The following is a 23,049-nucleotide window of genomic DNA, read 5'->3' as shown; positions in this document are numbered from 1 at the left end:
ACCTACTCGTCCTTATCTGCCGCTAGCGGGCGGGCTTTCCATTCTTTCGCCTCCAAAATACGATCGGAGTCCATCATCAAGCGCACACCTGGCTCAACTTCACGCATCGACATCGGCACCGTCCACTTGCCCCAGGCTTTCCCGCCTGGAGACTCCAACAATGCATAGGTTCGATCTCTATCGGGGCCCCTCTTCTCATAGGCCAAGATCCGCCCACCCTGCTTGACCTCCTTGACCCACAAGTCGGCGCGCTCTTTCAGCATCGAACTTATGGTCTCCTTGGCAGAAGCATCGACGACATTCGCAGCTCGCCGCTCCAAGATCGAGATAGTGTTTTTCATCTCATCGCGATCCACCTTGTCCATGCGTTCAGCCCCTTCATTCGGGGAGAAGTTCGAATATTCACCACGTATATTCGAGAGCATGACACCAGTGAGTCCCCGATCCAGAGCCCTTGGCGAAAAAGGTGTGACAGATTGCGCCTCGACATGCTTGTAGAAAGTCGCGTGGTAATGCTCGAAGGTCTCGTAATGGGAAAGATCGCGCGGACGAGCCCAAGTCAATACGGAACAAACGAGACCGGGAGACGCCCGCCCCACTCGGCTGGTGGCCTGGATGTACTCGGCGGTCCCCTTAGGTTGACCGTTTACCGCCATGATGCCGAGCCGACTTACGTCCACCCCGACCGAGAGCATGTTGGTCGCCAACACGATGTCGATGGCACGTTGATCGCCCTCGCCCCAACGCGTAACGAAGCGAAGCTTTTCTTTGTCCCATTCAGCCTTGAACGTCACCTCAAGGTCATTGAGATACTTGGGAATATCCTGGTTGGAAACGCGAGAAGTAAGCTCGCGGATGTTGGATACACTTCGCTGAGCCAACCCTGGGCGCTCGACCAAGCTCATGGCGACCCGATAAGAACGGGTCTGAACATCGTCCTCGGCCAGGCGTTTCATACCGCCCAACTCCCGCAGCGAGTTGAAATACCCCACCATAGTCATGTAGGGGTCGGCCAGTTCACCAAAACGCTCAAACAACGACTGAGCGGCTGTCAGAGCGGCTGTATAGACTCGGATGAGCATGGCCGGACGCGAACTGCCGGGGGCACAAATCCCCAGATAACGGCGCCCAGGACGATTCTCGATAGACCGCTGAACCGAAAAGAAATTATCGCCAACATCCAGTCCATGCGGCGGGAAAACAGAAACATCACGCATGAATACACCCGAGACTTGCTGTCTCGCACGACGCACCGTCGCGGTAGACGCAATGATCTTCGGCCGCACTCGGCTCTCCCCATAAGACCACGTACAGAGTTCGTCCACCGCAGTCTCATAGAGACCTACCATGGTACCGAGTGGGCCGCTTATCAGGTGAAACTCATCCTGAATGATCAGATCCGGAGGACGAATCGGAGATATAGCACGCACGGTCGCCGTTGGATGAGTGTCCTTCTTCTTGTGCCCACTATTGCAGTCAACGCCGGGCCATAGGAGGCCATGACGACTGCACTCTTTTTCCACCCGACCGAACAGGTTCCGCACTTGGCCACGCCAAGCCATCATGGCGAATTTATCGACAGTGGCGATCAGCATGCTCGGTGGGCGATGGTACATTTCCTCGTCCACCACTAGCACCGGCAACCCCGGATGCTCCATTCTGCTCGACTGACCACGGGAAAACTCGCAGTTCCCCAACTTGTCGCCGCAGAAAATGCTGGTACGTTTCAAGGTGGTATCCACCTCAATCTCACGCCCAGCTGATATCTCAGAACCGCACCAAGGACAGCTAGTAATCTGAGCTGGGGATGCCAATCCCGCAGGGTTCTTATTCGGGTTGCGCAGCGTTCGGATGGTTTCGTTGCATTCATCCGTAGTGCCCGGCGTAACTTTGTTGCCCACCCACAACCCAATCGTAAATGGTACGGTACCGAGGGAACGGTCACCTTTGGCGATAGCCTCACGACGGATTACCTCCATCGCGCAAAGCAAAGCGGCCGCCCTCTGAAACTGCTGAAGAGTGAGCAACCGCAAGGTGTAGCGCATCACGACCGAGAGACCACGAGAGCTATCGTAGCCACCTAAATTCCCCTGGAAGCGACGCATAGCCATGGCAAATGCCGCCACCCCCAAGTAAGCCTCAGTCTTACCACCACCTGTTGGGAACCAGAGCAGATCGGCGTAGGCTTGCAGTGGTTCGGTGCGATCAGAGTGCAATGGGTCAGCCAACCCCGGCACCGAAAGCAGAAGAAAGGCGAGCTGGAAAGGACGCCAAGTGTGGACCTCAGGAACGTCGAACTCGCTCAAAGACCTGCTCTTTTGGCCCCGACGACCGGCAGCATAGGCACTACGCACCCGCTGAGTAGCCATAGAACGGTTGGCGAAGCGAAAAGCGCTCAGCGCTTTTTCGTTTTCATTAATAGTGCAGATCCCTTCACGCAAGCGATCGAGAATCTTTGTGCAGCGCGACATAGCTTCTTCACCCTGCGTTTCATAACCGACGACGGCATGCTCAATGCTCGCAACTTGCTCTTGGATCCAAGCCTCATAATCGTCGGTCAACACCTGGAGCGCCGCGATCAGCTGCGGCTTTTCCATCTCGGAGAGTCGCTTCATATCGAGCGAGCCGTCAGAAAACATTTTCCGCATGGCCGGACGGTCTTCTACTTCGCCCCCAGGCGTCTCGGTGACAGGCACCTCGTACTGAGGCATTACCGTCGTTCGTAGCTCGATCGCTTTGGTGAGATCCTCGACAGCGGCAGTCGCATGCACGGCAACACCATGGCCGACCGCAAACTCCACTTTGTCCCGATAGATCATTTCCAGAGCGAGGCGCTCATTTAGATCTTCATCGTTCGGATTGAAAGACTCGGCCTCAAGTGCAGGTCGCCGACGGAAAACAGAAAGCGTATCGCTACCTGCCTTAGCTCGGACGATGATTTCTGGTTGGAACACCCACGCCTCATCGCGATTCTGCGGAGGCTCAACCTGAGCGTTGACCAAAAACAAAGTGATCAAGCGCTCGCCTTTGGTATTCGTAGGGTGAATCGTCCCTCGAACGACCACCTCGGGGCAGCTTGCGTCCGCACTCGTGGGGGCAAGAGCGCCATCGATCATTGGCAAAGTGAAGATTCCGCCAGAGGGAATCCTTTTCCATAACTTCGCTTTGCGAACTTCCTCCACCGTATCGACGATCCGCCCTTCAGCATCACGAGTTTTCTTCTTCACGACCTTCGAATGCAATGGGTCGTCACTTTCCGAACGCACATAACGCCCCCAGCGCACCTCGACTTCTAGCGCGTTTACCTGACCATCGACACAGAAGGTGAAGCCGAGACTGGAGGGGATCAACGATTTGTTGGACGCAGCATCCAACTCCGCCTCCGAATCCGCTTCGTCCACCCCTGAACTATCTGGAACATCCAACTGCTTATCGCGCGCCTTCGGTTCAAGCTCTACGGGCTCATCTTCATCCTCTCCCGGTTCGGCGATAGAGTAATCCTCTCCTCGCTCGACACTCTCCACAGGTGCCAACTTGCCAACCAGGTATCGATCGCGAACGCTCATATCGACGATCAGTTCTTCCGGGCCTCCAGCCGGGCCGAGCAAGTCATCTACGATCGCCGATTGCAGCAACTCACGAATGTACGCTTTGTCCGCGATCAGCTTCACATCGGCGAGCGTAAAGCCTAGTCCGCTGACACTCTCGGCGAACTCGGTCCAAGCTGCGCGCACAATGCTACCGGTGATCGGTGGTTGCAGCCCAAGTGATCCGATAGCAATACCCGGCACGATGGACTTCACTTTGTCGAAAAAAACCGTAGTTCCATCAGCATCAGCCCGAACGCGCATCGCGCGCCCGATCAGCTTGGCCACTCCTCGCTCATCTAGAACCAGAAGCCAAGCGCCTTCGCGCAATGCTGGGTGTTGCCCCTTTAAACGAACACTTTTGTCCCTCAGGCGAGTATCACGCTGAAGCCCTCTGTCGATGACGATCCACGCGTCGAAAACACCTTCGTTACGCTCTTCCATGCAGGACTCCTGAAACCCCAGTAAGCGAACAATTGCTGATCATGACGCCCAACTCTTTAAATGCGCGCTCTTGATATTAAGCTTTCCAAATATCCGACCTTGGCCATCAGAGGATGGCGAAGTCATCCGGCTAGACCATCAAACAATCCCTTCACGATCATCGGCGGATCAGATTTCGGACGACCACGCTTCGCCAGATTTCGGGAAGACGAGCTATCGTCGGCAGCGGAATGCGCCTCGAACTGCCGACGGTTCAAAGCCGTGAGCCTATTCAGAAGTTCAGCGATCGCGCTGCCAGATAGCGCCCAACGCCATGGATCGTTGGCCGATCCGCCTCCGAAAGCCCTAAAATCGTAAGCGAGATCGAGATCAGTCCAACCGTAGGCCACGGCGACCTCAGCATCGATAGCGGCCATAAGCTGTCGCAACTCAATGATTGTCGGGTCTGCACAACTTGGCGTATTGACGGCATTCAGCACATCCGTAAGCCCGCACTCATGCTCTGCGCTCCATATAGCGACAGCACTTTGAAAGCGCGTTGCAGCATCGCCCCCAGCTTTCGAAACCTCTGCAATCGGCAGAGAAAATGTCGATACAGACTCTCGAATCGACAGTGTAAGTGTATTGGTATCGGCACCTAGGCTACGCACTGAAAATGCATGAAGCCAACTACGGAAAAACGAGCTTAGGCAAATAGAAAAAAGGTCATCCCTTTCTGCCTCAACTAGCAAAACCTTGTTGGTAAAGATCCAATCAGCAGGTGCCAACATACAAAATGGGTACTTTGTGACCTTCGCAAACGCGATGAAACGCTTTCGCTGGCGCAACCGACGCATGAGATCCGCTCGATGGTTCCAGAACTGCCACCAGCGTCCATAAAGTCCTTTGTAGCTCTTAAGCGCCTCAGGGGTACGAGTAGGCTGAACCACTTCGGTCAAAAATCGGTGGGCAATTGGCCAACTTTGCTCTATTTCTTCAAGACTGCGGTCAGCAATATCCAATGCCCAACGCTCGGTCCGACGCAGCGCGGAACTAGTTATGTCGTCACCGGTGACATACGGTTTCAACAAGCTATTTGGCTCCTCCTTGAGCTGGCTAAACCAAGGGCTAGCTCGAGTGATAACGAACGCTAGCCCCTTGCTATTGTTCACTCCTTCGAAACTGAAGATCGGAAGGGGCAGCTCTCTGGGTATCCAAACATCATCTGCCTCAGGTTCTAGGCGTGCCCCAATGCGCTCGCAGCTGCGCCCCTCTGCATCGCACAGTCCTTGCCATACCCCCTTAAAAAAGGAGACGACCGCCACCACCACTGCCGCAGTTCCTGGCCAAGGCATGCCTTTCCTAGCGAAGAAGATGTCTCCGCTCCCTACGATGACCCCTAAGCCGACCCTGACTGCACTACCCTCCGCGATATTGCTGGTGGCGAGCAAGCCATAGCTGCCATCCCCCCGCAGCAGATCGACCGCTCTACGGTGGAAGACAATGCACAAATCGATCTTTCCGGGTGACGCACCAAGGATCATCTGGCATTGCCATTGCAATTTTTCACCCATCGCTCCCTTCCAAAGACGATTACCCAGAAACGGAGGGTTTCCGACGATGGCATCGAAGCCTGTGCGTTCCCGTACGAACACCTCTGGGTACTCCAACGGCCAATGGAAAGGCCTGCGGGCCTGGTTCGTAGATAGATAGGCAGCTAACGTTAACTTCGCCCGTGCAACGATGGCTGTTATGGCGTCACGGTTGCCATCGATAGCTTGCTCCGCTTGAATGGCGAGAGACCTAAGACTGGTTTCTATGGCTGATCCATTTCCCCCCGCAGCGAACACATCCCCAATCAATGCATCGGCGATTCGCTCAGGCACCTCGAGTCGATCACGCGCACATGCGTCAAGGCGAGCCATGGCCTCGACATCATGTATGTCTCGAATCGGTATCTCACGCAGTTGCTGACGCAGCTCTACTGCCTCATGTACAGCCTGCTCAATATTTTTGCCGAAGAGCCGCTGTTGCCCTTTTCCGCCTGGAGTCATGCTCAGCTCGGTGAGCTGCTCCAGACGATGCACACCCAACAGGCTGTCGCCACACTTGAGGTTATGGTCGAGGAAACCAAAAGGTCGCCCTTCGGCCAAGGTCACCAACCAGATGGACAGCTTGGCCAGCTCCACTGCGAGCGGATTCAAGTCCACACCGTAAAGACAACGTTCGGCAACCAGACGTCTAGCGATCACCAAGCGCTCTTCAGGGTTGGCTGGCATAACCTCCTGCCCATCCAGCCGCTCCAACACCTGGCCTTCGACAGCGATGAAACCGCCAGCCTTTTCCGCTACGGCCCAAGCCTCAAGGACACGCTCGGCCAACCAACGGCAGACCTGCACGAGGAACGCCCCCGATCCCATGGCTGGATCGCAGACCTTCAAATCCAACAACTCGGTAGCTGACTTGAGGTGCCACTGCTCACGCGGTAGCCCTTCAGCCGGACCGATATAGGCCACTGGCTCCAACGTGGTTTCGACGATCTGCTCGGTAAGGGATTTAGGTGTGTAGTGGGTACCTGTCTCTCGCCGATCGGTTCCGACAGTGACAATGAAGGCACCTTGCGGGTATATCAGTGGATAGCCCCATGGATCTCGACGCATCAGAGCAAGGAAGAGCTTGCCACGATCACGTAGGACCTCATCACCATCGCATGCAGTGAGCAGAAGACTGGCGTCATCATCTCCGACGGTGCGATGCATATCGTTGCGAATGGCCGAGACACTGCGCTTGGTAGCCTCAGCCCCCGCTAGAGCATCGGCCAATACCTCGACACCCTGACGATGTAGGGCTTCTAGTTCGTCCAGGGAATAGAGGGTCTTCCTTGCACCTTTGCCGCCAGTCAATTCGACGGTCACGCTCTTGGTGCGCGACACGGTACGCTCAAGCAAACCTTCGTAGACGTAACCTATCTGTTCTACGTCTAGGGCGCGGTAGGACAATGTGCGCCCTTCGTATTGCTGAATAGCATCCAACAGGAGCAACACAGTACGGTTGTCGATCGGCAATGGCCTGGCGGCATCCGTACGCCAATTCGACCCTTTGACTCGGCCTTCGAGAAAGGGGAAGCGATCCGGATCGAACAACGAACCACCCAAAGCAGGCAGACGCAAAGAATCGTGCTCAATGCCGCCATACACCGCCCGGAAAGTCGCCAATAGGCGCGACCAGGCATCGTTACGGTGCTCTTGCACCTCCTCGGTTTCCTTACGCAGATCCATGCGCAAAGTGGAGATGGCGTAATTACGCTCGTAGGCCCCCACGCCCATCAGTAGCAAACTACGCTCCTCGGCAGAAAGCAGAAAGACCAGGCGCATCATCACGGTCAAACCAGCCTCGTAAAGTTCTGCGGGTTCGATACCTTGCAGGAGCGTACGTGACCGCTCCCGATCCTCCTTGTCCAGCGCTTGGATCAGCACTTCGACCGCTCGCCGAACCTGCTCGCCCAGGGCATCGGTGACTTCTTCCTGATGCTGGAGCGATTCATCCAACAAGGCGGGTAAACGCTCACCCGCTGGGCCGAAGAAGCGTGCCACCCCCAGCAAGGCCAGGAAGGCTTGCAAAGCTAGTGGCTCCGGCCCCCAATGGCGTGCATACCAGCTCGCGAAGCTGACAACGCCCCCCACTGGAGCATCCACCAGAATCCAGCGCTCACCATCCGTGACTAGACCCAGCCGGCAACCGGACGTTCGGCAGAGCCGTTCCATCCGCTCGGCCGGGCTCGCCGCCCAGCCATCCACATCAATAGCCGCCTGAAGCAGCGTACCGGCAGGGTAGGACTTGATCAGTAGCCGCGCTTCGTCACTAGCGACCAAGGCATAGTCAGGCGAGAGGATAACCCCATGCTCGGGTATGGCGACGACCACGCTGGCTGGCAAACTTTGCCCATGCTTGAGGAGGTCTCCCGAGTTCGATTCGTCGAACTCTAGACCTCGAGCCAGTACCTCTCGAATCCACGCGCTATGCAGAGCCTCGAAGCGCGGATCATCGCCATCGCGCGCCTCGCACCACTCGTCATAAGCCTGGCGCAAATGTTTGCGGATGCGCTGATCGGCAGCAGGCAGCCCCGTGGAAAAAACCTTATTCAAAACTGGTTTAGCAAGGAAGGGGCCGGAAACTTCGATCAGCGAAAGCCACTCGTCATGGATGTCGATAGCTTTCATGCACGGCCTCCTTGGCCGAACGATACGGGCACGATGAAAATGATGGAAACGGGGAAGGTATGATCTTGCGGATCGGCATAGCGTGATTCGATGGCGGCGCACTCCTGAGTTCGCTCATCCGGAATGCGCTTCAGTCGCGCGTGCAAAGCAGTATGATCACGACGCACCTGCAAACGCTCATCTTCGCTAAACAAGGCCAACTGTTCTGGTTGTTCGTCTCGAACAAGCTCCCCACGAATGGCTCGTTCCAACTCAGCAAGCACCGCCAGGATGTCCTCCTGCTCCTTGACCTTACGGCCGTCAAGCGTCTTCCCAAGGGACTCCAAGCGTGTACGTGAGCGCGCCTCGATGGCTTGCCAAATGGATGCCTCCGACGACCGGAACCAACCAGTGAGTAGGTCGAAATCTTCATCCATCAATTTCACTGGACGCCCAGCATCCAACCATCCTCTCAAACGGCCCAGAGTCTCCTCACGCTTGAAACCTTGCTCACGCAGATAGCCTCCAGCTTCAGTCAGCTCTTCGTGCAACCGGTGATGATCGCCTCCGGTAATCACTACGCGGGAAACCACCACTACAGCAGGCGATTCCAGTTGCTCGTCAGGCAGTGTTTTTATCGTCACTCGATGGAGTGGTTTTCCCTCACCACTTGACCAGACCTGCGCCCGCAGCAAGCGCAGACACATCTGAACTAAGCGGTGGTTGAGATGGATGAGCACCAAATCGTCTCGACCTGCCGCGACCTCGTGATCGAAGGTGACTGGGCGAATCTTGCGGGTATAGGGGTGAGCCAGGCCTTCGCGGCAACGTTCCCAGGCCCCGCCGAGAGGTGGTAGTTCGAATACGGATCCAGGTTTTGCTCCTGGAAAATCGATTAGCTTAAGCGGAGCTTTTTCCGCCAGCGCCAATCCCGTTTCGACCGCGTTGAGAATATGTTCGGGTGATAGACGATAGTCATCCCTTGTTTCCAGCAGCCGCTCATGAAGCTTGGCGACGCGCTCGACTACGTTGTCCGCAGCACGCACGTAACGTCGGGAGCGTGAGAGCTTAGCTTCGGCAGCACGCGTATCCAGCTCTCGCCGCGCGCCCTCGATCAACCCAGACATTTGTGGCGCAATCACCGGGTTGACGCTGCCCATATCGGCGCGCATGGATTCCAACTTGTTCAGGGCACGCAGAATGTCTTCCTTGTGGCCACCTACCGAGTCGGCATCTTCTCGCGCATCCGCCGGATGCCAGATCACCACCTCTTTCTCGCGCTGACCATGACGATCGATACGACCGTTGCGTTGCTCCATCACATTGGGGTTGTAAGGGATCTCAAGATGGATGAGGTAGTTACAGTGATTCTGGAGGTCAATACCTTCAGACGCTGCATCCGTGGCGAGCAGGATGCGCACCGGCGAGATGTCCGGCGAGGCCTGGAAAGCAGCCTTGATGTCCTCACGCTCGTCGCTGTCCTTGCCACCATGCAGGATCAACAAGCGCTGAGGATCGTCAAGGTGGTTGACCAGAATGCGTTGCAGCCAATCCAACGTGGTGCGGTATTCGGTGAAGAAAATGACACGTTTGCCATTCCATCCACCATCGATCTTGAGGTACGCGTCAATCCAGGCGAGCAACGCGTGCGCTTTGGAGTCGAGACGGTTCATTGCCTGTTGAGCCCATGATCGCAACTCGCCCAGCAACAGCTGCTCCTCTCCGGACAACGGTCGAGAACGCCGCGAAGCAACTTCGACGGCTTCCAGTTGAGCGTCCTCTACGTCTTCGTCCTTAGCGTAATCCTCTTCGGCGCGCTGAATCGCCTTGAGCAAAATTCGATCGGACAGATCGACGCTCGATTTTTCGACACCGTCGTTCGCCAAAGTCGCCAGGTGTTTTTCGAGCGTGCTGGCGAATGCAGCCGGCGAGGAGAACAAGCGTTTCTTGAGTAACTGGTTAACGAAGGATGCGCCAGTGACGCCAGACTCATCTATAGCTTTCTCGCGACTGGCACAGTAGGCCATGAGCTTGCGATGTATCTCGCGCTCGACCGGTATGTAATCAATAGGTAAGACTTCAAGCCTGCGCGTAGCGTAGATACGCTGACCTTTCTCATCAGTGATCTCGCTCTTCAGACGACGGACCATCACCTGCGCAAGCTGTTTTTCCTCTGGCAGGATGTTTCGAGCGAAACGCTGATCATCTAAAAGCTCCAGCAGAGAAGTGAAGGATTCGGTGTAGCCGTTATGCGGCGTAGCGGTCAGGAACAAATGATGCTGGAAATGCGGAGCGATTGCGCGAACGAGGCGTGTACGTTGACTCTCCACCGCGTACTCACCCGTAGCGGAGGGTGCGACGTGATGTGCCTCATCCACCACTAGCAGATCAAACTTGCGCGGATAGGTGACATGCGACGGCAGGATGTCACGGAAAGAGCGCAGGCCCTCGCCCGTCTTGACCCAATCCATGGAGGTGATCAGCCGTGGGAAAGAGTTCCATGGGTTGGCATGGATGCCACGCTCACGACGCAGCTGCTTGATGTACCCACTATCTACGATGCGGAATTCGAGACCGAATTTCTCCAACATCTCGATACGCCATTTTTCCTGAAGAGACGCCGGACAAACGATGAGCACCGAGCGAGCCCGATGCCGCAGGAGCATTTCTTGAATCACCAGGCCAGCTTCGATTGTTTTACCAAGACCCACATCGTCGGCGATCAGAAGATTCACTCGCGCCATATCGATCGCGCGGACGAGTGGATCAAGCTGGAAACCTTGAATACTCACGCCGCTACGGAAAGGGGCCTGAAGGAAACCACGATCCGCATTGGTGGCAGCCCCCCAGCGCACCGCGTCTAGAAAAGCGTCCAGGGTTTCGGCATCATCTTGACCAGTGAGAGCAGGGAGACCCGCACGCTCGATAACGTGTGCACCAGGCTCAATCTCCCAGATCACCTGGAGTTCTTCACCCAAGGCATCCTCGTCAATCGAGTTGAGCGTGATCAGATGCTGACGACGCTCCCCAAGATTGGATCCATTCACTTCTGCCACGACCCATTGCCTGCGGCGAACCTCCACCAACTGGCCTGGTTCGGGAAGCTGGCGATAGCCGATGCCTTCGGCAAGTGCGGTCATGCTTATTACCTCTATATCTCGAGCTTTATCAATTGGGCTGGAGATTCGCGTTTTCGATTGTGCTTACTCGCCATAAACAATGGCAGGAGAGCGGTGCAAGTCAGTCACACGGCTTTAGCATTCTTCTCAGAGGCTCTGGGGCGGACATTCCCGCCTTGGCGTGATGGGGGCCACAATACCTCAGCCCATTTGGCCAGGCATTAACTGAGAGTCCATTGCCCGAAACTGATGCACCTCCAACACCTCGCAATCGATCAGGACTCCCAGCAATCGCGCAGACCGGTATCGATGCCCCCGCCACAACCAGTACTCAGACGAACCACCGCCGATTAGCATAAGGGGCTGAGCACATCGAGCAGGAGAATGCCTCGCGATGGCTCGGATTGTTCTTCTATCCAGCCAGCTCATCTGCGGTGAACCATCAGGATGCGTATGCCAATCACCTAAATAGACCAACCGCCCCGATGAGCGCTCGTATAGATCGTCAAGCTGTTCGCATTGCCATTGATGATCAGGCTGAAACCTGTCTCGCTGATGAACCGCAGCCGGACCTGGACCAATCACAGTAATTACAACCGGCTGCTGACCATCAGCGACATACCCCACCAACACTCCGCCTGTTTCTTGAGGGAAGGCGCGACAGGCTTCGGCGTTTAACTCGCAGAGCGCCTGCGCCTCAATCCATAGAACAGTCATACGGAATTACAGTGCGCACAGCTGGGATGAGAGTGGAGTTGATCGGTCGCCCATTCCGGAGCGATGGAAAATCCGTCCCGCCAGAAATCCGCGACTGCCACATTCCAATTGAAATCGGAATAGCCCCCTTCTGCTCCCGAGACCAAGGTCGCCACCGCCAATCTGGAAGCCAGTAAAGCGACCTCATCGCTATCTAGGCCAGCACCGACGAATGTCGCCTGGGAGCACCCTCCCGGCTGAATTGCTTTCCCCCCGGAGTCAGCGGGCAAGGGGATAGAACCATCCGCCAGACGATGCTGAAAGCAATGCCAACACCCCGCCGTCCTTCCTGGAATGACACGCCCAACAACACCTCCAGCGGCACCATGAGTCGTGGTGAGCCACAGATAAGGTTTGCCCAGCTCTCGGGCCAGATCCGCAAGAAAATGGCTAACCCGGTGATTGGCTGTCGCATCGATGATCAGATCGCAGCCCTCGCTTATAGAGCGCAGGCGCTGATAGTCCGTCATATCGCCATGGGAGACGGTCGACCCAATATGTAGGTGATGCGGCTTTACCGATGTATAGGGATATTCATGTTTTAAATGAAGATCCAGGGCATGCGCCTTATGTAGTCCGGCGTACTGCCAGCCGAGAGCCCAGCGCACGGTGTTACCGACCTGCAACCAATCGCAGTCGATCAGCTCCATCTGCGCCACACCGGCACGCGCCAAGTGCAGTACAAGTGGCGAGCCTAGGCTACCTAAACCGACAACCATGACCGACTTGCCGCGAAGAGGAAGCAAAGCCGGAGCCCGTCGCATCCAAGCATTCTCACCACCCCAATCTGCCCGAACGAGGGCTAACTGTACTTGCGCAGGTCTTGTGCGCTTGGCTTCGCGCCGAACCCGAACCGCGAGGAATAACCAATCGTCAGCACTCTCTCGCCACACCACCTCATCCCGATAAACGAAACCAGCGATGAGAGTTTGGCCTGGTTTGGCCGCATGTAGTGCTTTCTCAAATTCGGGGAGCGAAGACTTCATGAGGTTGAGGAAGTGCTGCGCCAACTCCACTTCCTGACTGGAACATTCCACGCTGGGACGCTCCGGCAAACGCAGCCAAAACCCAGTCATAGATTGGGAAAACGCGGGAACACAAGTAGCCACCTCAATGAGTGGATTGCCACGCAGGTCATGAATGGCCTTGATCATTCCACTGACGAGCAATCGGTCATGCGCCGCTGGAGCAGTAGCCCGTACATCAAGCACCAAACGCCCACCAGCAATCTCGACACCTGGTGTTTCGTCAGGCACCACGATCATGCAATTGGGGTCAGTTGGTACAAACGATGAAAACGGCTCCCCAACATGATCCTCGTGCTCGGCTACGAAGTCAGATGAGAGTTCGGCAGCATTGACCGCCAAAACCACAGGGAACTGTTGCGCCAAAAGGCACGCGAGCGTGTCCTGACCCGGTCGCCAGTCCTCGCCCTCCCTGGCCAACAGACACAAGTTCCTACCAACCGGATGCTGATGCCGTTGCAACACATGCTCGTGCAGAGTCACTTGAGGCGGGAAATACGGATAGCTATCCGGATACTCCGCCGTTAAGCGAAACCGCTGCTCCCCATGCAGCAACTCGATGTCGATGGCTAAACGCCCCGACTGCCACTCGCCCTCATCGATTCGCCACGAACACCCCAGCGCGTCGAGAGCCGATTTCTCGGCCTCGAACTCAAGCGGGTAGCGATTCCACCAGCCGCTCATGTCAGCCCACCGGCCTGTGGCTCGGAGGCTTGGGCGCACCGTTCCCAGGATTGGGGCGATCAATCGGCGGCCCTGGCGGTACATCAGGATGATCGGGGTGACCGGGATGTTCTGGCCGGCCGGGATGATCGGGTTTGTGCGGGTGTTCGGGCTTGTCACGCTGGCTCATCGAAATACTCCTATACAGCGAAGGTGAAACCAAGGATTGGGGGGGGCACCTAGACGAGACCAACACTTGTCCAAACCAGGCACCACAGCCATGACTATACGCCCAGATCAAAACAACGCAAATACTTTTTATCACGTCATACTTTTTATCCTGTCACTTTTTTTATGCCCACCTGCTAGACTGAAATACTCTACTCAAGCCAAGCTAAGCCAACACATGGATCAGCAACGAGACATCCAGCGCGAACGACTGTTCTACATTGAGTTCCTCGCCTTGTTCACCGGCCAGGTCAGTCGAAAAGATCTAGTGTCCCGCTTCGGAATCAGTGAACCTGCGGCCACGAAAGATCTGTCCCTGTACTCAGAATTGGCTCCCGATGTACTGCGTTATGACCTGAGGCAAAAGTGTTACGTCCTGTCCGAAGGTAAGCCCCACTTCCAGCATGACGTTAATCAGGCGCTGTTCTCACTCGTCGGTGAGCGAGCAATCGCCATGGACTCTGAGCATGCCAAGCGTCTACCTGGCTGGATCAGCTCCAGCATCAAAAGGAAGATTCCGTTATCCCTGGTGAGCACGATTACGCGTTGCATCTACCTAGGCCGGCAGATGACGGTCGAATATGGCTCGATGAGCAGTGGACACCGAGAGCGCGTACTGTCCCCACTGGCGATGGTGCATGACGGATTGCGCTGGCATATCCGCTGCTTCGACCATGCCAAAGAAGACTTTCGGGATTTCAACCTCGCGCGATTCACATCCGCCCACCCTGGCGAGCCGTCAGAAGCCAAGCTCGACAACGACCCCCATTGGACAACTGACGTTCGCTTGCGGCTTGTTCCGCATCCGGCAGCCGAGCATCTGGACAGCATTCGCCTTGATTACGACATCACCGGCGAGGCCAAATATGTTGAGCTAAAGGCATGCCTCGTCGGCTACTTCCTCCGGCAGTGGAATATAGATGTCACGGACTCAGCGACCGGCAACCCAAAGGCCCAACACCTTTATCTGGAGAACAAACACGAGCTTCTCGCGGCCGGTGTTCCTGCTTGGTCGTTTGCCCCATGAGCAGAGTCACCCCATCAGCGCGCAACCCTCAAGCCGTTCGATAAGCCTCGGGGTGACCTCTGCTGGAAAGATCCAATTGCGATACGCTGGCTTGTAGTACCCACCGAACTGGTATGCCATGGTTTTGAGCAGATCTCTGATCTGGGGACTGTAGGCGAGTGAGCGCACCGCCAGAGATCCTGAGGGCAACAGCCGTGCTGTCACCCACATTCCTTGGATGGTGTAGCGATACTCTGCCATCTGGGGTTTCGCCAAAGGAAGGGGGGCAACCGGTGGGATCTCCAGTTCTACTGCCGCCTCTACCGGCTCTGGATATACCCACTGCTTGCAGTCAACTCGATGCAGAATCTGCTGACGAATCGCTTCCGAAGGAATCGCCTCCTGCCCATTGAACAAGCCGCTCAAGTCAATCTCTAGAGCCCATAGCCCTGCCGCATTAATCCGCTCCCGCTTTTCGTCATCGATGAATGAGGTGACTGCGACCTCAATCAGCAAGCGCTGCCCATCACGCAGATGCGCGACAAGATCGGGCCTGAAGTTGTCCATCCAGACCTCATCCTGAACGGACTCAAAGTCCCACCAGCTCGACAGATCGCCAAACGCTGGAGCGTGGTCTGGCAGATGCGGAATCTGGAGCCCCATCGCCTCCCGAATCACCTGCTTACCATAGAGGTGCAACAGCGTTTCGCGCCCGACTTCGCAGCTGACCTTATTCGAGTAGTGGGCGAAGTGGTGTTCGTTCAGTGCCCCTTGGCGTGCGATCAATACCTCGCCACACGCCACACAGGTACAAGTGCAGGCAAGTCCACGTGCGACCTCGTGGATGGTGACCAACTGCTGCTGGCTGTTCAGGGCAACAAACATCGACATAATGGCGTCCTCCGGTGTTAAGAAGGACTCCAGAGTCATCGCCGCCGAAACGCCAAACAGCCCCCAAACCTCCACAAACGGGGTTTACGGAGGTTTAAACTGGCCAAAAACACCCGGAATAGAGCCTTTAGGGAAAATGGACATGCAGGATGCACTGCGGACGCTGCACCAAAGCTTTTTGACCGACCCTGGTTCGGGAAAGGCCAACAGCATCATTCGCCACATGGTCGCGGAGACGTTGCGGCGCTTGGAGGGCGGCCAGGCTGAACCGGTGCAGTTCGTGCGCGACAACTTCGTCGCCGCCTGCCATCCGGATGGCAATCCGCAGTTGATCGACGCCAATAAATGGGTGCCTCGCACCAAGGATCTTCGCGCTGCACTCAGCGCCCGTACCCACGCGCTGGCTCCCGGCTATACGCTGGTTTTGCGGGATGTCACTGGGGGCGGAAAAGGCAACATCAGCCAGTTCTGGCTAGCTCTGGAGGAACGTGCGCTCGATACCGATGACGCCGACGAAACACCCACCGCCCCGCTCGACATCACCTACCGACGCACCGAAAAAGGCGAAGTCAAACCCGCCCACTGGCTACGCTGGTGGCTGAAGAATGGCGAGGTGCGCAATCGCAGCAGCAAAGGTAAGTTTTTCCTCGGCAGTATCTTGCTGCTATCCGCTGGGTGGGTGGTGATGTATGCGCTGTCGATTTTCGGGATGTGGCTATCGAACGAGCCGTTAACCCTCGGCCACGTGGTCAAGCTGTTGGTGACCACTGCCACGTTCGGGCTCGTCTGGCATGAGGTTTATCGCCCCTGGTGGCAACTGCTCGATCATCGGGTGGTCAGTGCACCCGGCGCTGTAGTCGCGTTTAGCGAAGACCCGTGCCAGTTGGAGATGTATCGTCACGCAGGAGAAAAATGGATTCGGCTCGTGCGCTTTACGGCCGATTGCCCACTCTGTGGCGGCAGCGTTGAACTGCTGCCAGGCAAACCCGACCACCGTGTCCCCTTGGTGGGCCGCTGCCTGGAAAGCCCCCATTACCATGTGTTCAGCTTCGACCGCAGCCACCTGCTCGGCACCTATATGGGCCCACCACTGCCTGCGGCCTTGAAGAAAACCACCAGTGCCAGCAGCGAAATGGATACTCAACGTATCGAGACGAGTGAACCCGCTATCACCAGCTAAAACTCCACGCTCAAACTGCGGATTCCAACCGTCTCGCAAAAGCGTCCCAGCGCGGTCAGGCTCGCCCAGGTCCTGACCGGTTCCCGCCGCGAGCGCACCGGCAACCAAAATCTGCCCAGTCGGGTACTCAGGCTCCAGCCCTCACCACCCGGCCCGCGCGTCGCCCGAAACTCCCGTGCCGCCCCGCTCTCGATCAGCGCCACCAGCGTGTCCTGCTCAACCGCCTTTTTCATTTCTTTTGGTCCCAACCGCCCGCTCTCAGACAGATCAGGCTAGTGGGCAATAGAGGTGTAAACCAGCTGGCCTACTTCCGGTCGACCAGCGACCGGGGTGCTGGTGACCAGTCCCAGTTGGGACTCTCGCCAGACACGGGTGAAACGAGGGGGTCGATTGACCATAAGGCCAAATTACGCGCAGTTACGCAGCCTTACTCAGCGAGAGCCAGCTCATAGCACGGCGCGCACACCAAAACCGCTAGTGGGGCATTCACTGACCTGATGCCATCCCTGAGACCCCAGAAAACTCGTCACGCACTCATATACCCAAGAGTGTGGATGCCCGTACTGGTTGCGCCCAGCCGCCACGATGCAGGCGCTTACATTCGAGAAGCTAGGGACCAGATCCCAATGGAAGCTCAACGCTGAGCCGTGATGCGGCAACACCAGCACGCTCACACGATCTCGCACCGGACGGTAATAGCTCAACAGAGCGTCCAGCCTACGACATGATGCAAGGTCGGCGTCGCCCGTCATTAGCCAACCGACCTCTGCACGAGGTGCTGCCGACGCTCCCCTTCGCCACTGGCTGAACGGCAGTTGCAGGCTGGTGATGTGAGGGGATGTTTGCGGCCCAGCATAGAGCGACATGGAGACCTTATTATGGTCGCTCCACAACTGGTGATAGCACTCTTTCAGCTTCACACGCCCGTTCTCGTCACGGGCATGGCGCACAATAGCTGAACGGGTCAACCCCTTTCCAAAGCAGCACTCCAACGCCCTATTGAAGTCTTTCATTTGCTGCTTGGAAGGCTTGTGCGCATAGGGAACAAGCAGCCAGTCCACCTTTGCACCATTTGTTGAAATGCTGGCCACTGCGCCCGCCGCAATATCCTGCACGGTCGCTGTTTTCACCGCTCGCTTCGTTACCGCCGCTGCCGGCCATCGCACCTTGAGGCGGCGAGTGTCGTCCTCGCGCTTTGGTTCCGGAATCCGCCACTCACCCAACGGTTGGTCTTCGCCGGTAGTTCGAATAAAACTCACGGTACTAACGCCACGGCCAATCAGCCATTTCGCCGGGTCGGCCACGAACTCCAGAAAGGTGCCAGAGAGCGCACCGGTTACCACATCCTGAACCACAGCAAGCGCAAACTCAGCTGCGCTCAGATAGGGCAGAACCACCTCGGCCACACTGGTCGCCGCGAGCAGGCGGTCAACGCCGTTGACATGGTCACTGTCCAAGTGAGACAGAAACAGCAGGTCAATCATCCCTTGGGCCGCGACGGAAAGAATCTCTTCGTTGAGGCGATCTTGCTGGTTGGAGCCGCAGTCATAGACCCAGCGCAGGACTGAGTTTCCCTCCTGAAGCTGACCGCTGAACATCCCGCCTTGTCCGACGGGGTGCTGAATCATGGTGACGTCCATGCGTAGTTCTTCCTTACGTCGAATAACCATAAATCTGTCGCTGCCTACTACATACCTACTCGGAGAGCACAACTCGACCAGTTCACCTCAAGTCAGCGTCCTCAGGCAGGCCCGTTCGAACGAAAGGGCATGTCGAGTGAGGAATCAGCCTTTGCGTGCAACCCACACGCCCTGGATCGCATCCCGCATTTCTTCCGAGGCGTTGAACACTGTCTGGCGAAAACGGTTGCTAGCCCCGGTCGATGCATTGATTTCGTAGGCCTTGGGTGCCCGTGACGACCAGCTTTCCGGATCCGGCAGCGACCACTCAAACTGGAGCGGGACAAAGAACTGCTCGTCCACATCCCCCTCGTAGTCGGTGGCCTGTACACCACCAGTTGCCTTGCCCTTGGCAATGACCCCAACTCCTGTGTGATACAGGAACACGGTCGATCCCTTTCCGATCTTCCGCACCGCGTTCTTGCGGTCATAGTAAGCCGCCGCTTTTCCTTTCTTGCCATCACCGAGCATGTCGCGCCAGGCATCGTCCATGTAGGTACGGTTGGTGTTGACGATGAAGATGCCGGGGTTAGCCTCCATCAACAGATCCAGTTCGGGGTTGTAGGTATCGAACTGAATGAACGGCTTACCTCCCACCCGGTAAAGCTTGTAGGTCAGGCTGTCGATGTGGACGCCTTTTTTCGACCAGTACTGAATGGCCTCCAAGGTGTCACGATCCACACCATTGGTTACCACAACGAAGCGCTGATCTTGATTGAACTCCTGCTCCTTCAGCGGCGCTTCAAGCCCAAAGTACTCTTGGTGCCGAGCACTCAAGGCACCCTGCAAGCGTTGCTGTCTCTGCACCATCGTCTCCAGCTGAGCGTAGGTGTAACGACCAAATTTCTGGCCATAGCGCATGACCTGGAGCAGGTTCTCCGCACTCGATTGCCACCGTTTCAACTCGAAGATGTACAGGGTTCCTTTCCGGTCGAGCGCCAAAATATCGGCCTCTTCCTGAAACTGCCGCTCTTGAGCCAGCAGCATGAGCTGTTCTTCGGGAATCAACTCAACAAGGTGAGAAGCCAAGAACTCCTCAATGTGCTTTTCGCTAATCCCCAAGGCATCCGGGCGCTCGATAGGGACTCGACGACTGTCCACTAGGGCCGGCACAGTCAACTCATAAAGCATTGGGGCTGATCCTTAGCGCCGTGATGTGCGGCGACAATGATGAAGGGACATATGAAGAAAACTTGCCCCCTGAGTCAGTATCTCAGACGGTAAAGTTGCCACCATGATGCCATCATACTGACTCGCTTTAGCAAGCAAGCTCGAACCGCCAGCCGCCTAAAACCTATCATCCCGAAAATTCGTAAATGTTCTCGGTAGCCTGTCGTGCGCTACGTGGAGCTGGACGGGATGATCTCCTTAGTGCCGCTCATGGCACATAATCAGGAGAGCAATCATGACCCAGCAATCTAAGACAACCTCGCCCACCCCAATGACTAGCGAAGCAGCGGCCCGAATCCATTCCAGCGAGGCAAAGGGTAATGGCGGCCAGGTATCCAAAGACAGTTTCACAGCACGGGCGACTCGTGCGGCTGAAAAGAACAAACGCTGATTAAGGAAAACGCGGGGCTTCTGCCCCGCCTCTTCACTAGGGACACCCAATGTTTTCCAGAAGTCCTCTGCCCAAACTCGGAGAATTGCTTCGCCACGTTTTTACCGATGCAGGCCTGCGTCCGCTCTTAAACGAGCGCGGCATGGATAAAGGCCTAGACGATGCGGCTATCGAGGCCCGCCCTGAATCCACCGCAGAGTTGATCGCCGAGATTGAGCAGCAGTTACTTAAAGCCGTGCACGCAGAGTGTGGCCCCTCTTGGCATCAGTGGTTGGACGCTGCTTGGCGTCACACCCGCACAACGATACAAATCCTTGTGCAGAACATTGATGAAATGTCTTGGGCTGATGAGGAAGGCCAAGACCTTTACCGGGAGACGATTCAACTGCCGTTGTTCAGGGGCCTTCTTCAGTCGGCTCAACGTCAGATGCCGGGACCACCTCTAAATGACCTGTGCGTGCGCCCCTTCCATACTTGGGTTGAATGGTTTTCTGCACAGTTGGCGATTGAGCAAGCAACCCTACTAGAACGTCTAGAGCCCTGCCTCAGCGTTGAAATGCGTAGCTTGCAACGCTGGCTACAAGGCAATCCAATCAAAAAAAGCTTCTGGCCGTTCCGAAAGAAAGTAGAGACGTGTGCAGATGGTGCTATGTCCGAACGGCAAATCGAGCTAAGTACAGGCTGGCTGATCGTGGCGATTGGCCTGCAAAACATCCCTATCGCTTTGCGAGTAGCCGTCAACCAGTCGCCCCCGCATTCCCCCTCATCGCTTGATGATGTCATCAACCGCTTTGCTCAACGCGAAGCGCAGTGGTCTTTTCACGGTATTCGTAAAAAGGCCATACCGCTCATCATTGAAACCGAAGAGTTATTTGCGTCAACAACAGCGCATGCGGAAACCATTCGACTAAACCTTCAACAGCTGCAACAGCTGATCCGGCAAAGCACAGAACAAGAGCAAGTACAGCTCCAATACCAGCATGACTGGCTGGATGCGCGGTTAGCCGCTTTCACTCGACCACACAGTGAAGCCGTGACTCTATACCTGCGAGCAGTCGAACAGGCCTGGTGGCGAAAAGGGGCCAATCAGAAGGCACTGCTCACAGAGGCACTGCTTTTCGCTGTAGGTGCTGGCGAGCAGCGTGTCGCAAAACACCTCTGGGACAAGACTTTTTTACTAGGCATCAACCACTGGCCAAAACGCCCATTTGATGAGCAACAACGCCGAAGCCTCGCCTTGGCCTTTGAGCATCGCTTCCAACCATTAAAAGCACATGATCGCGTGCCGCCAGTCCTGGAAATGGCGGTTCTGGACGGCCCCTTTCGCGTCACAAGCGAAGCTCTTGAGGCTCCAAACCGAAAAGTTAAATACGCCGATGGGCGCACACGACGAACACCGCTTATGCAGGCTGTCATGATGGGCTCACTGGTTGACGTACAGACTCTCTTGGAACACGGCGGAGACCCAAACGACTATATTCCGGAGTCAGGTGAAGGGCCGATCAGTTATGCCATGCGCCGAGCTTGCGACCAGAAAGATCCCGCCATCATGTATCACTTGCTCGGCGCGGGACTGACCGTCGAAACGGTAAACCGCCACGCCTCCACAAAAAAAGAAACTCCGATGAAATGGGCCATAGAAATGGCTGACGCGGCCACCGTCGAACAACTACTACAACTAGGTGCCCAAACTGAAAACTCCTGCGGATACCAGGCCTCAGCGCTGTGCTATGCAATGGCACTATTCCACCACAGCAAACGGCCAGAAATTGCATTCGCTATCGAGCAAGAACTTTATTTCAACGGCACAACTCGCAGTGATGCGTATGACGCCAAAGAAGGTGTCGCAGTGGACGTTGATCTACCCAGTCGCCGTCTTTCCATGCTCAGCATGATGCAGAACCCCCGTTACCGAGACCTATTCCAAGCCACTAAGGAATACTACTCACGCCCCTTGGAAGACAGACGTCAAGTCATCGAAGTCCTACTCAAGCACGGTGCCAACCCCAATCGTCGCTACCGAGTTCAACCGGAGCATCTAGCCGAGTGGACCCCAACATTATTCGCCGCAGAAATTGGGGATCTAGCTCTGTTTAAACTCCTGCTAAGCCATGGTGGTGACGCAGCACTGCCCCTTATGCCCAGCAATAGTCCTTTGCAGACCTATGATGCGCTATGGGTAGCTGTAGGCCACGAACGCCGAGAGATTGTGCAATACCTAACCCAAAGGCTGTGACCGGACAAACACTGCTAGTGGCCCTAAGGTAGAAAATCATGTGCAAACAGCCCTAGCCCTGACGACTCAGGCTAGTGGTCGAAACGCGCATCAACCAACTAGGCCCCTTCCGGTCGACCGGCGACCAGGGGCGTGGGACACAGTAGAAGCGTGTCCCATCGCAGCTCAAGCGTCCCTTTCATACAACTGCTCAATCTCAGCCCGAGGCGATGGAGTCCGCACACATTTACCATGACAGTCTTCGTCTCAATGACACAGCCCCCAGCCTCTGCATTTGCCTGGGGTGAGTGAGGTGACGAGTCTTGGCGAAGCTGAATTCATCCACACACATGGTGTCGGCGCGATTTCTGAGTTCTTACCTTATGGGAAGGAAACAATGAGGGGGCCAGCCTGCATTGTGACCGCCCGCGTAGAGATTTCTGAATCGCCCCGGCTTTCCTAGACACTCTCCAAGCTCTGGAAATAGCGCTTTTCAAACTCCACTGGCGATAGCTGC

12 protein-coding genes are annotated in these 23,049 nt (G+C 56.2%); 3 read left to right on the top strand and 9 right to left on the bottom strand.

Annotated features, from left to right (window positions below; translation table 11 throughout):
* Window positions 1-2: 2 nt before the first annotated feature.
* From drmA to AYB31_RS16770, 5 genes are all read right to left on the bottom strand, one after another.
* Window positions 3-4,031, bottom strand: coding sequence for a DISARM system helicase DrmA (drmA, locus tag AYB31_RS16785; protein ID WP_068829857.1), 4,029 nt, complete (start codon window positions 4,029-4,031; stop codon window positions 3-5).
* Window positions 4,032-4,153: 122 nt separating this feature from the next.
* The gene (locus AYB31_RS16780) at window positions 4,154-8,230 is read right to left on the bottom strand and encodes an Eco57I restriction-modification methylase domain-containing protein (protein ID WP_068829856.1); all 4,077 of its coding nucleotides are present in this window, start codon (window positions 8,228-8,230) and stop codon (window positions 4,154-4,156) included.
* On the bottom strand, window positions 8,227-11,349 hold the full coding sequence (drmD, locus tag AYB31_RS16775) for a DISARM system SNF2-like helicase DrmD (protein WP_068829855.1): 3,123 nt from the start codon (window positions 11,347-11,349) through the stop codon (window positions 8,227-8,229). The genes AYB31_RS16780 and drmD overlap by 4 nt, the downstream gene beginning before the upstream one ends.
* A gap of 180 nt (window positions 11,350-11,529) precedes the next feature.
* Window positions 11,530-12,045: a Mov34/MPN/PAD-1 family protein gene (locus AYB31_RS22365; RefSeq protein ID WP_082805334.1), complete on the bottom strand. Its 516-nt coding sequence runs from the start codon at window positions 12,043-12,045 to the stop codon at window positions 11,530-11,532.
* Complete coding sequence (locus AYB31_RS16770) at window positions 12,042-13,793, bottom strand: ThiF family adenylyltransferase (protein ID WP_161489387.1); 1,752 nt, start codon at window positions 13,791-13,793, stop codon at window positions 12,042-12,044. The genes AYB31_RS22365 and AYB31_RS16770 overlap by 4 nt, the downstream gene beginning before the upstream one ends.
* Window positions 13,794-14,052: 259 nt before the next feature.
* On the opposite strand from AYB31_RS16770, the gene AYB31_RS16765 reads away from it, so the two are divergent.
* Window positions 14,053-15,027, top strand: coding sequence for a helix-turn-helix transcriptional regulator (locus tag AYB31_RS16765; RefSeq protein ID WP_082805333.1), 975 nt, complete (start codon window positions 14,053-14,055; stop codon window positions 15,025-15,027).
* Window positions 15,028-15,033: 6 nt separating this feature from the next.
* Here AYB31_RS16765 and AYB31_RS16760 read toward each other — a convergent pair whose 3' ends face one another.
* Entirely contained in the window at window positions 15,034-15,897 is an 864-nt protein-coding gene (locus AYB31_RS16760) for a DUF7828 domain-containing protein (RefSeq protein WP_153020739.1), read from the bottom strand.
* A gap of 142 nt (window positions 15,898-16,039) precedes the next feature.
* Here AYB31_RS16760 and AYB31_RS16755 point away from each other — a divergent pair, with 142 nt between their 5' ends.
* Window positions 16,040-17,077 carry a hypothetical protein gene (locus AYB31_RS16755; RefSeq protein WP_068829851.1) on the top strand — a complete coding sequence of 346 codons (1,038 nt, stop codon included), beginning with the start codon at window positions 16,040-16,042 and terminating at the stop codon, window positions 17,075-17,077.
* Here the strand turns inward: AYB31_RS16755 and AYB31_RS22070 are convergent.
* The 3 genes from AYB31_RS22070 to AYB31_RS16740 form a co-directional block, all read right to left on the bottom strand.
* Window positions 17,074-17,310 (bottom strand): hypothetical protein, encoded by a 237-nt coding sequence (locus AYB31_RS22070; RefSeq protein ID WP_068829850.1) that lies wholly within the window; start codon window positions 17,308-17,310, stop codon window positions 17,074-17,076. The genes AYB31_RS16755 and AYB31_RS22070 overlap by 4 nt on opposite strands.
* A gap of 213 nt (window positions 17,311-17,523) precedes the next feature.
* Window positions 17,524-18,717, bottom strand: coding sequence for a hypothetical protein (locus tag AYB31_RS16745; RefSeq protein ID WP_068829849.1), 1,194 nt, complete (start codon window positions 18,715-18,717; stop codon window positions 17,524-17,526).
* 144 nt (window positions 18,718-18,861) lie between these two features.
* Window positions 18,862-19,887, bottom strand: a complete 1,026-nt coding sequence (locus tag AYB31_RS16740) for a hypothetical protein (RefSeq protein ID WP_082805332.1) — start codon at window positions 19,885-19,887, stop codon at window positions 18,862-18,864.
* A gap of 572 nt (window positions 19,888-20,459) precedes the next feature.
* Between AYB31_RS16740 and AYB31_RS16735 the strand changes: the two genes are divergently transcribed.
* The gene (locus AYB31_RS16735) at window positions 20,460-22,553 is read left to right on the top strand and encodes an ankyrin repeat domain-containing protein (protein ID WP_068829848.1); all 2,094 of its coding nucleotides are present in this window, start codon (window positions 20,460-20,462) and stop codon (window positions 22,551-22,553) included.
* Window positions 22,554-23,049: the final 496 nt, after the last annotated feature.

This window comes from Pseudomonas sp. BMS12 (genome assembly GCF_001592875.1).
In the GTDB taxonomy this organism is placed as follows: Bacteria; Pseudomonadota; Gammaproteobacteria; order Pseudomonadales; family Pseudomonadaceae; genus Aquipseudomonas.
Note: the sequence above shows the minus strand (reverse complement) of the source record. Positions and strands in the feature narration are given on the sequence as shown.

Bases quoted from the DNA above. Each gene is read 5' to 3' on its own strand.
- drmA (WP_068829857.1), bottom strand. From the start codon at position 4,031: ATGGAAGAGCGTAACGAAGGTGTTTTCGACGCGTGGATCGTCATCGAC.
- AYB31_RS16780 (WP_068829856.1), bottom strand. From the start codon at position 8,230: ATGAAAGCTATCGACATCCATGACGAGTGGCTTTCGCTGATCGAAGTT.
- drmD (WP_068829855.1), bottom strand. From the start codon at position 11,349: ATGACCGCACTTGCCGAAGGCATCGGCTATCGCCAGCTTCCCGAACCA.
- AYB31_RS22365 (WP_082805334.1), bottom strand. From the start codon at position 12,045: ATGACTGTTCTATGGATTGAGGCGCAGGCGCTCTGCGAGTTAAACGCC.
- AYB31_RS16770 (WP_161489387.1), bottom strand. From the start codon at position 13,793: ATGAGCGGCTGGTGGAATCGCTACCCGCTTGAGTTCGAGGCCGAGAAA.
- AYB31_RS16765 (WP_082805333.1), top strand. From the start codon at position 14,053: ATGACTATACGCCCAGATCAAAACAACGCAAATACTTTTTATCACGTC.
- AYB31_RS16760 (WP_153020739.1), bottom strand. From the start codon at position 15,897: ATGTCGATGTTTGTTGCCCTGAACAGCCAGCAGCAGTTGGTCACCATC.
- AYB31_RS16755 (WP_068829851.1), top strand. From the start codon at position 16,040: ATGCAGGATGCACTGCGGACGCTGCACCAAAGCTTTTTGACCGACCCT.
- AYB31_RS22070 (WP_068829850.1), bottom strand. From the start codon at position 17,310: ATGAAAAAGGCGGTTGAGCAGGACACGCTGGTGGCGCTGATCGAGAGC.
- AYB31_RS16745 (WP_068829849.1), bottom strand. From the start codon at position 18,717: ATGGACGTCACCATGATTCAGCACCCCGTCGGACAAGGCGGGATGTTC.
- AYB31_RS16740 (WP_082805332.1), bottom strand. From the start codon at position 19,887: ATGCTTTATGAGTTGACTGTGCCGGCCCTAGTGGACAGTCGTCGAGTC.
- AYB31_RS16735 (WP_068829848.1), top strand. From the start codon at position 20,460: ATGGATAAAGGCCTAGACGATGCGGCTATCGAGGCCCGCCCTGAATCC.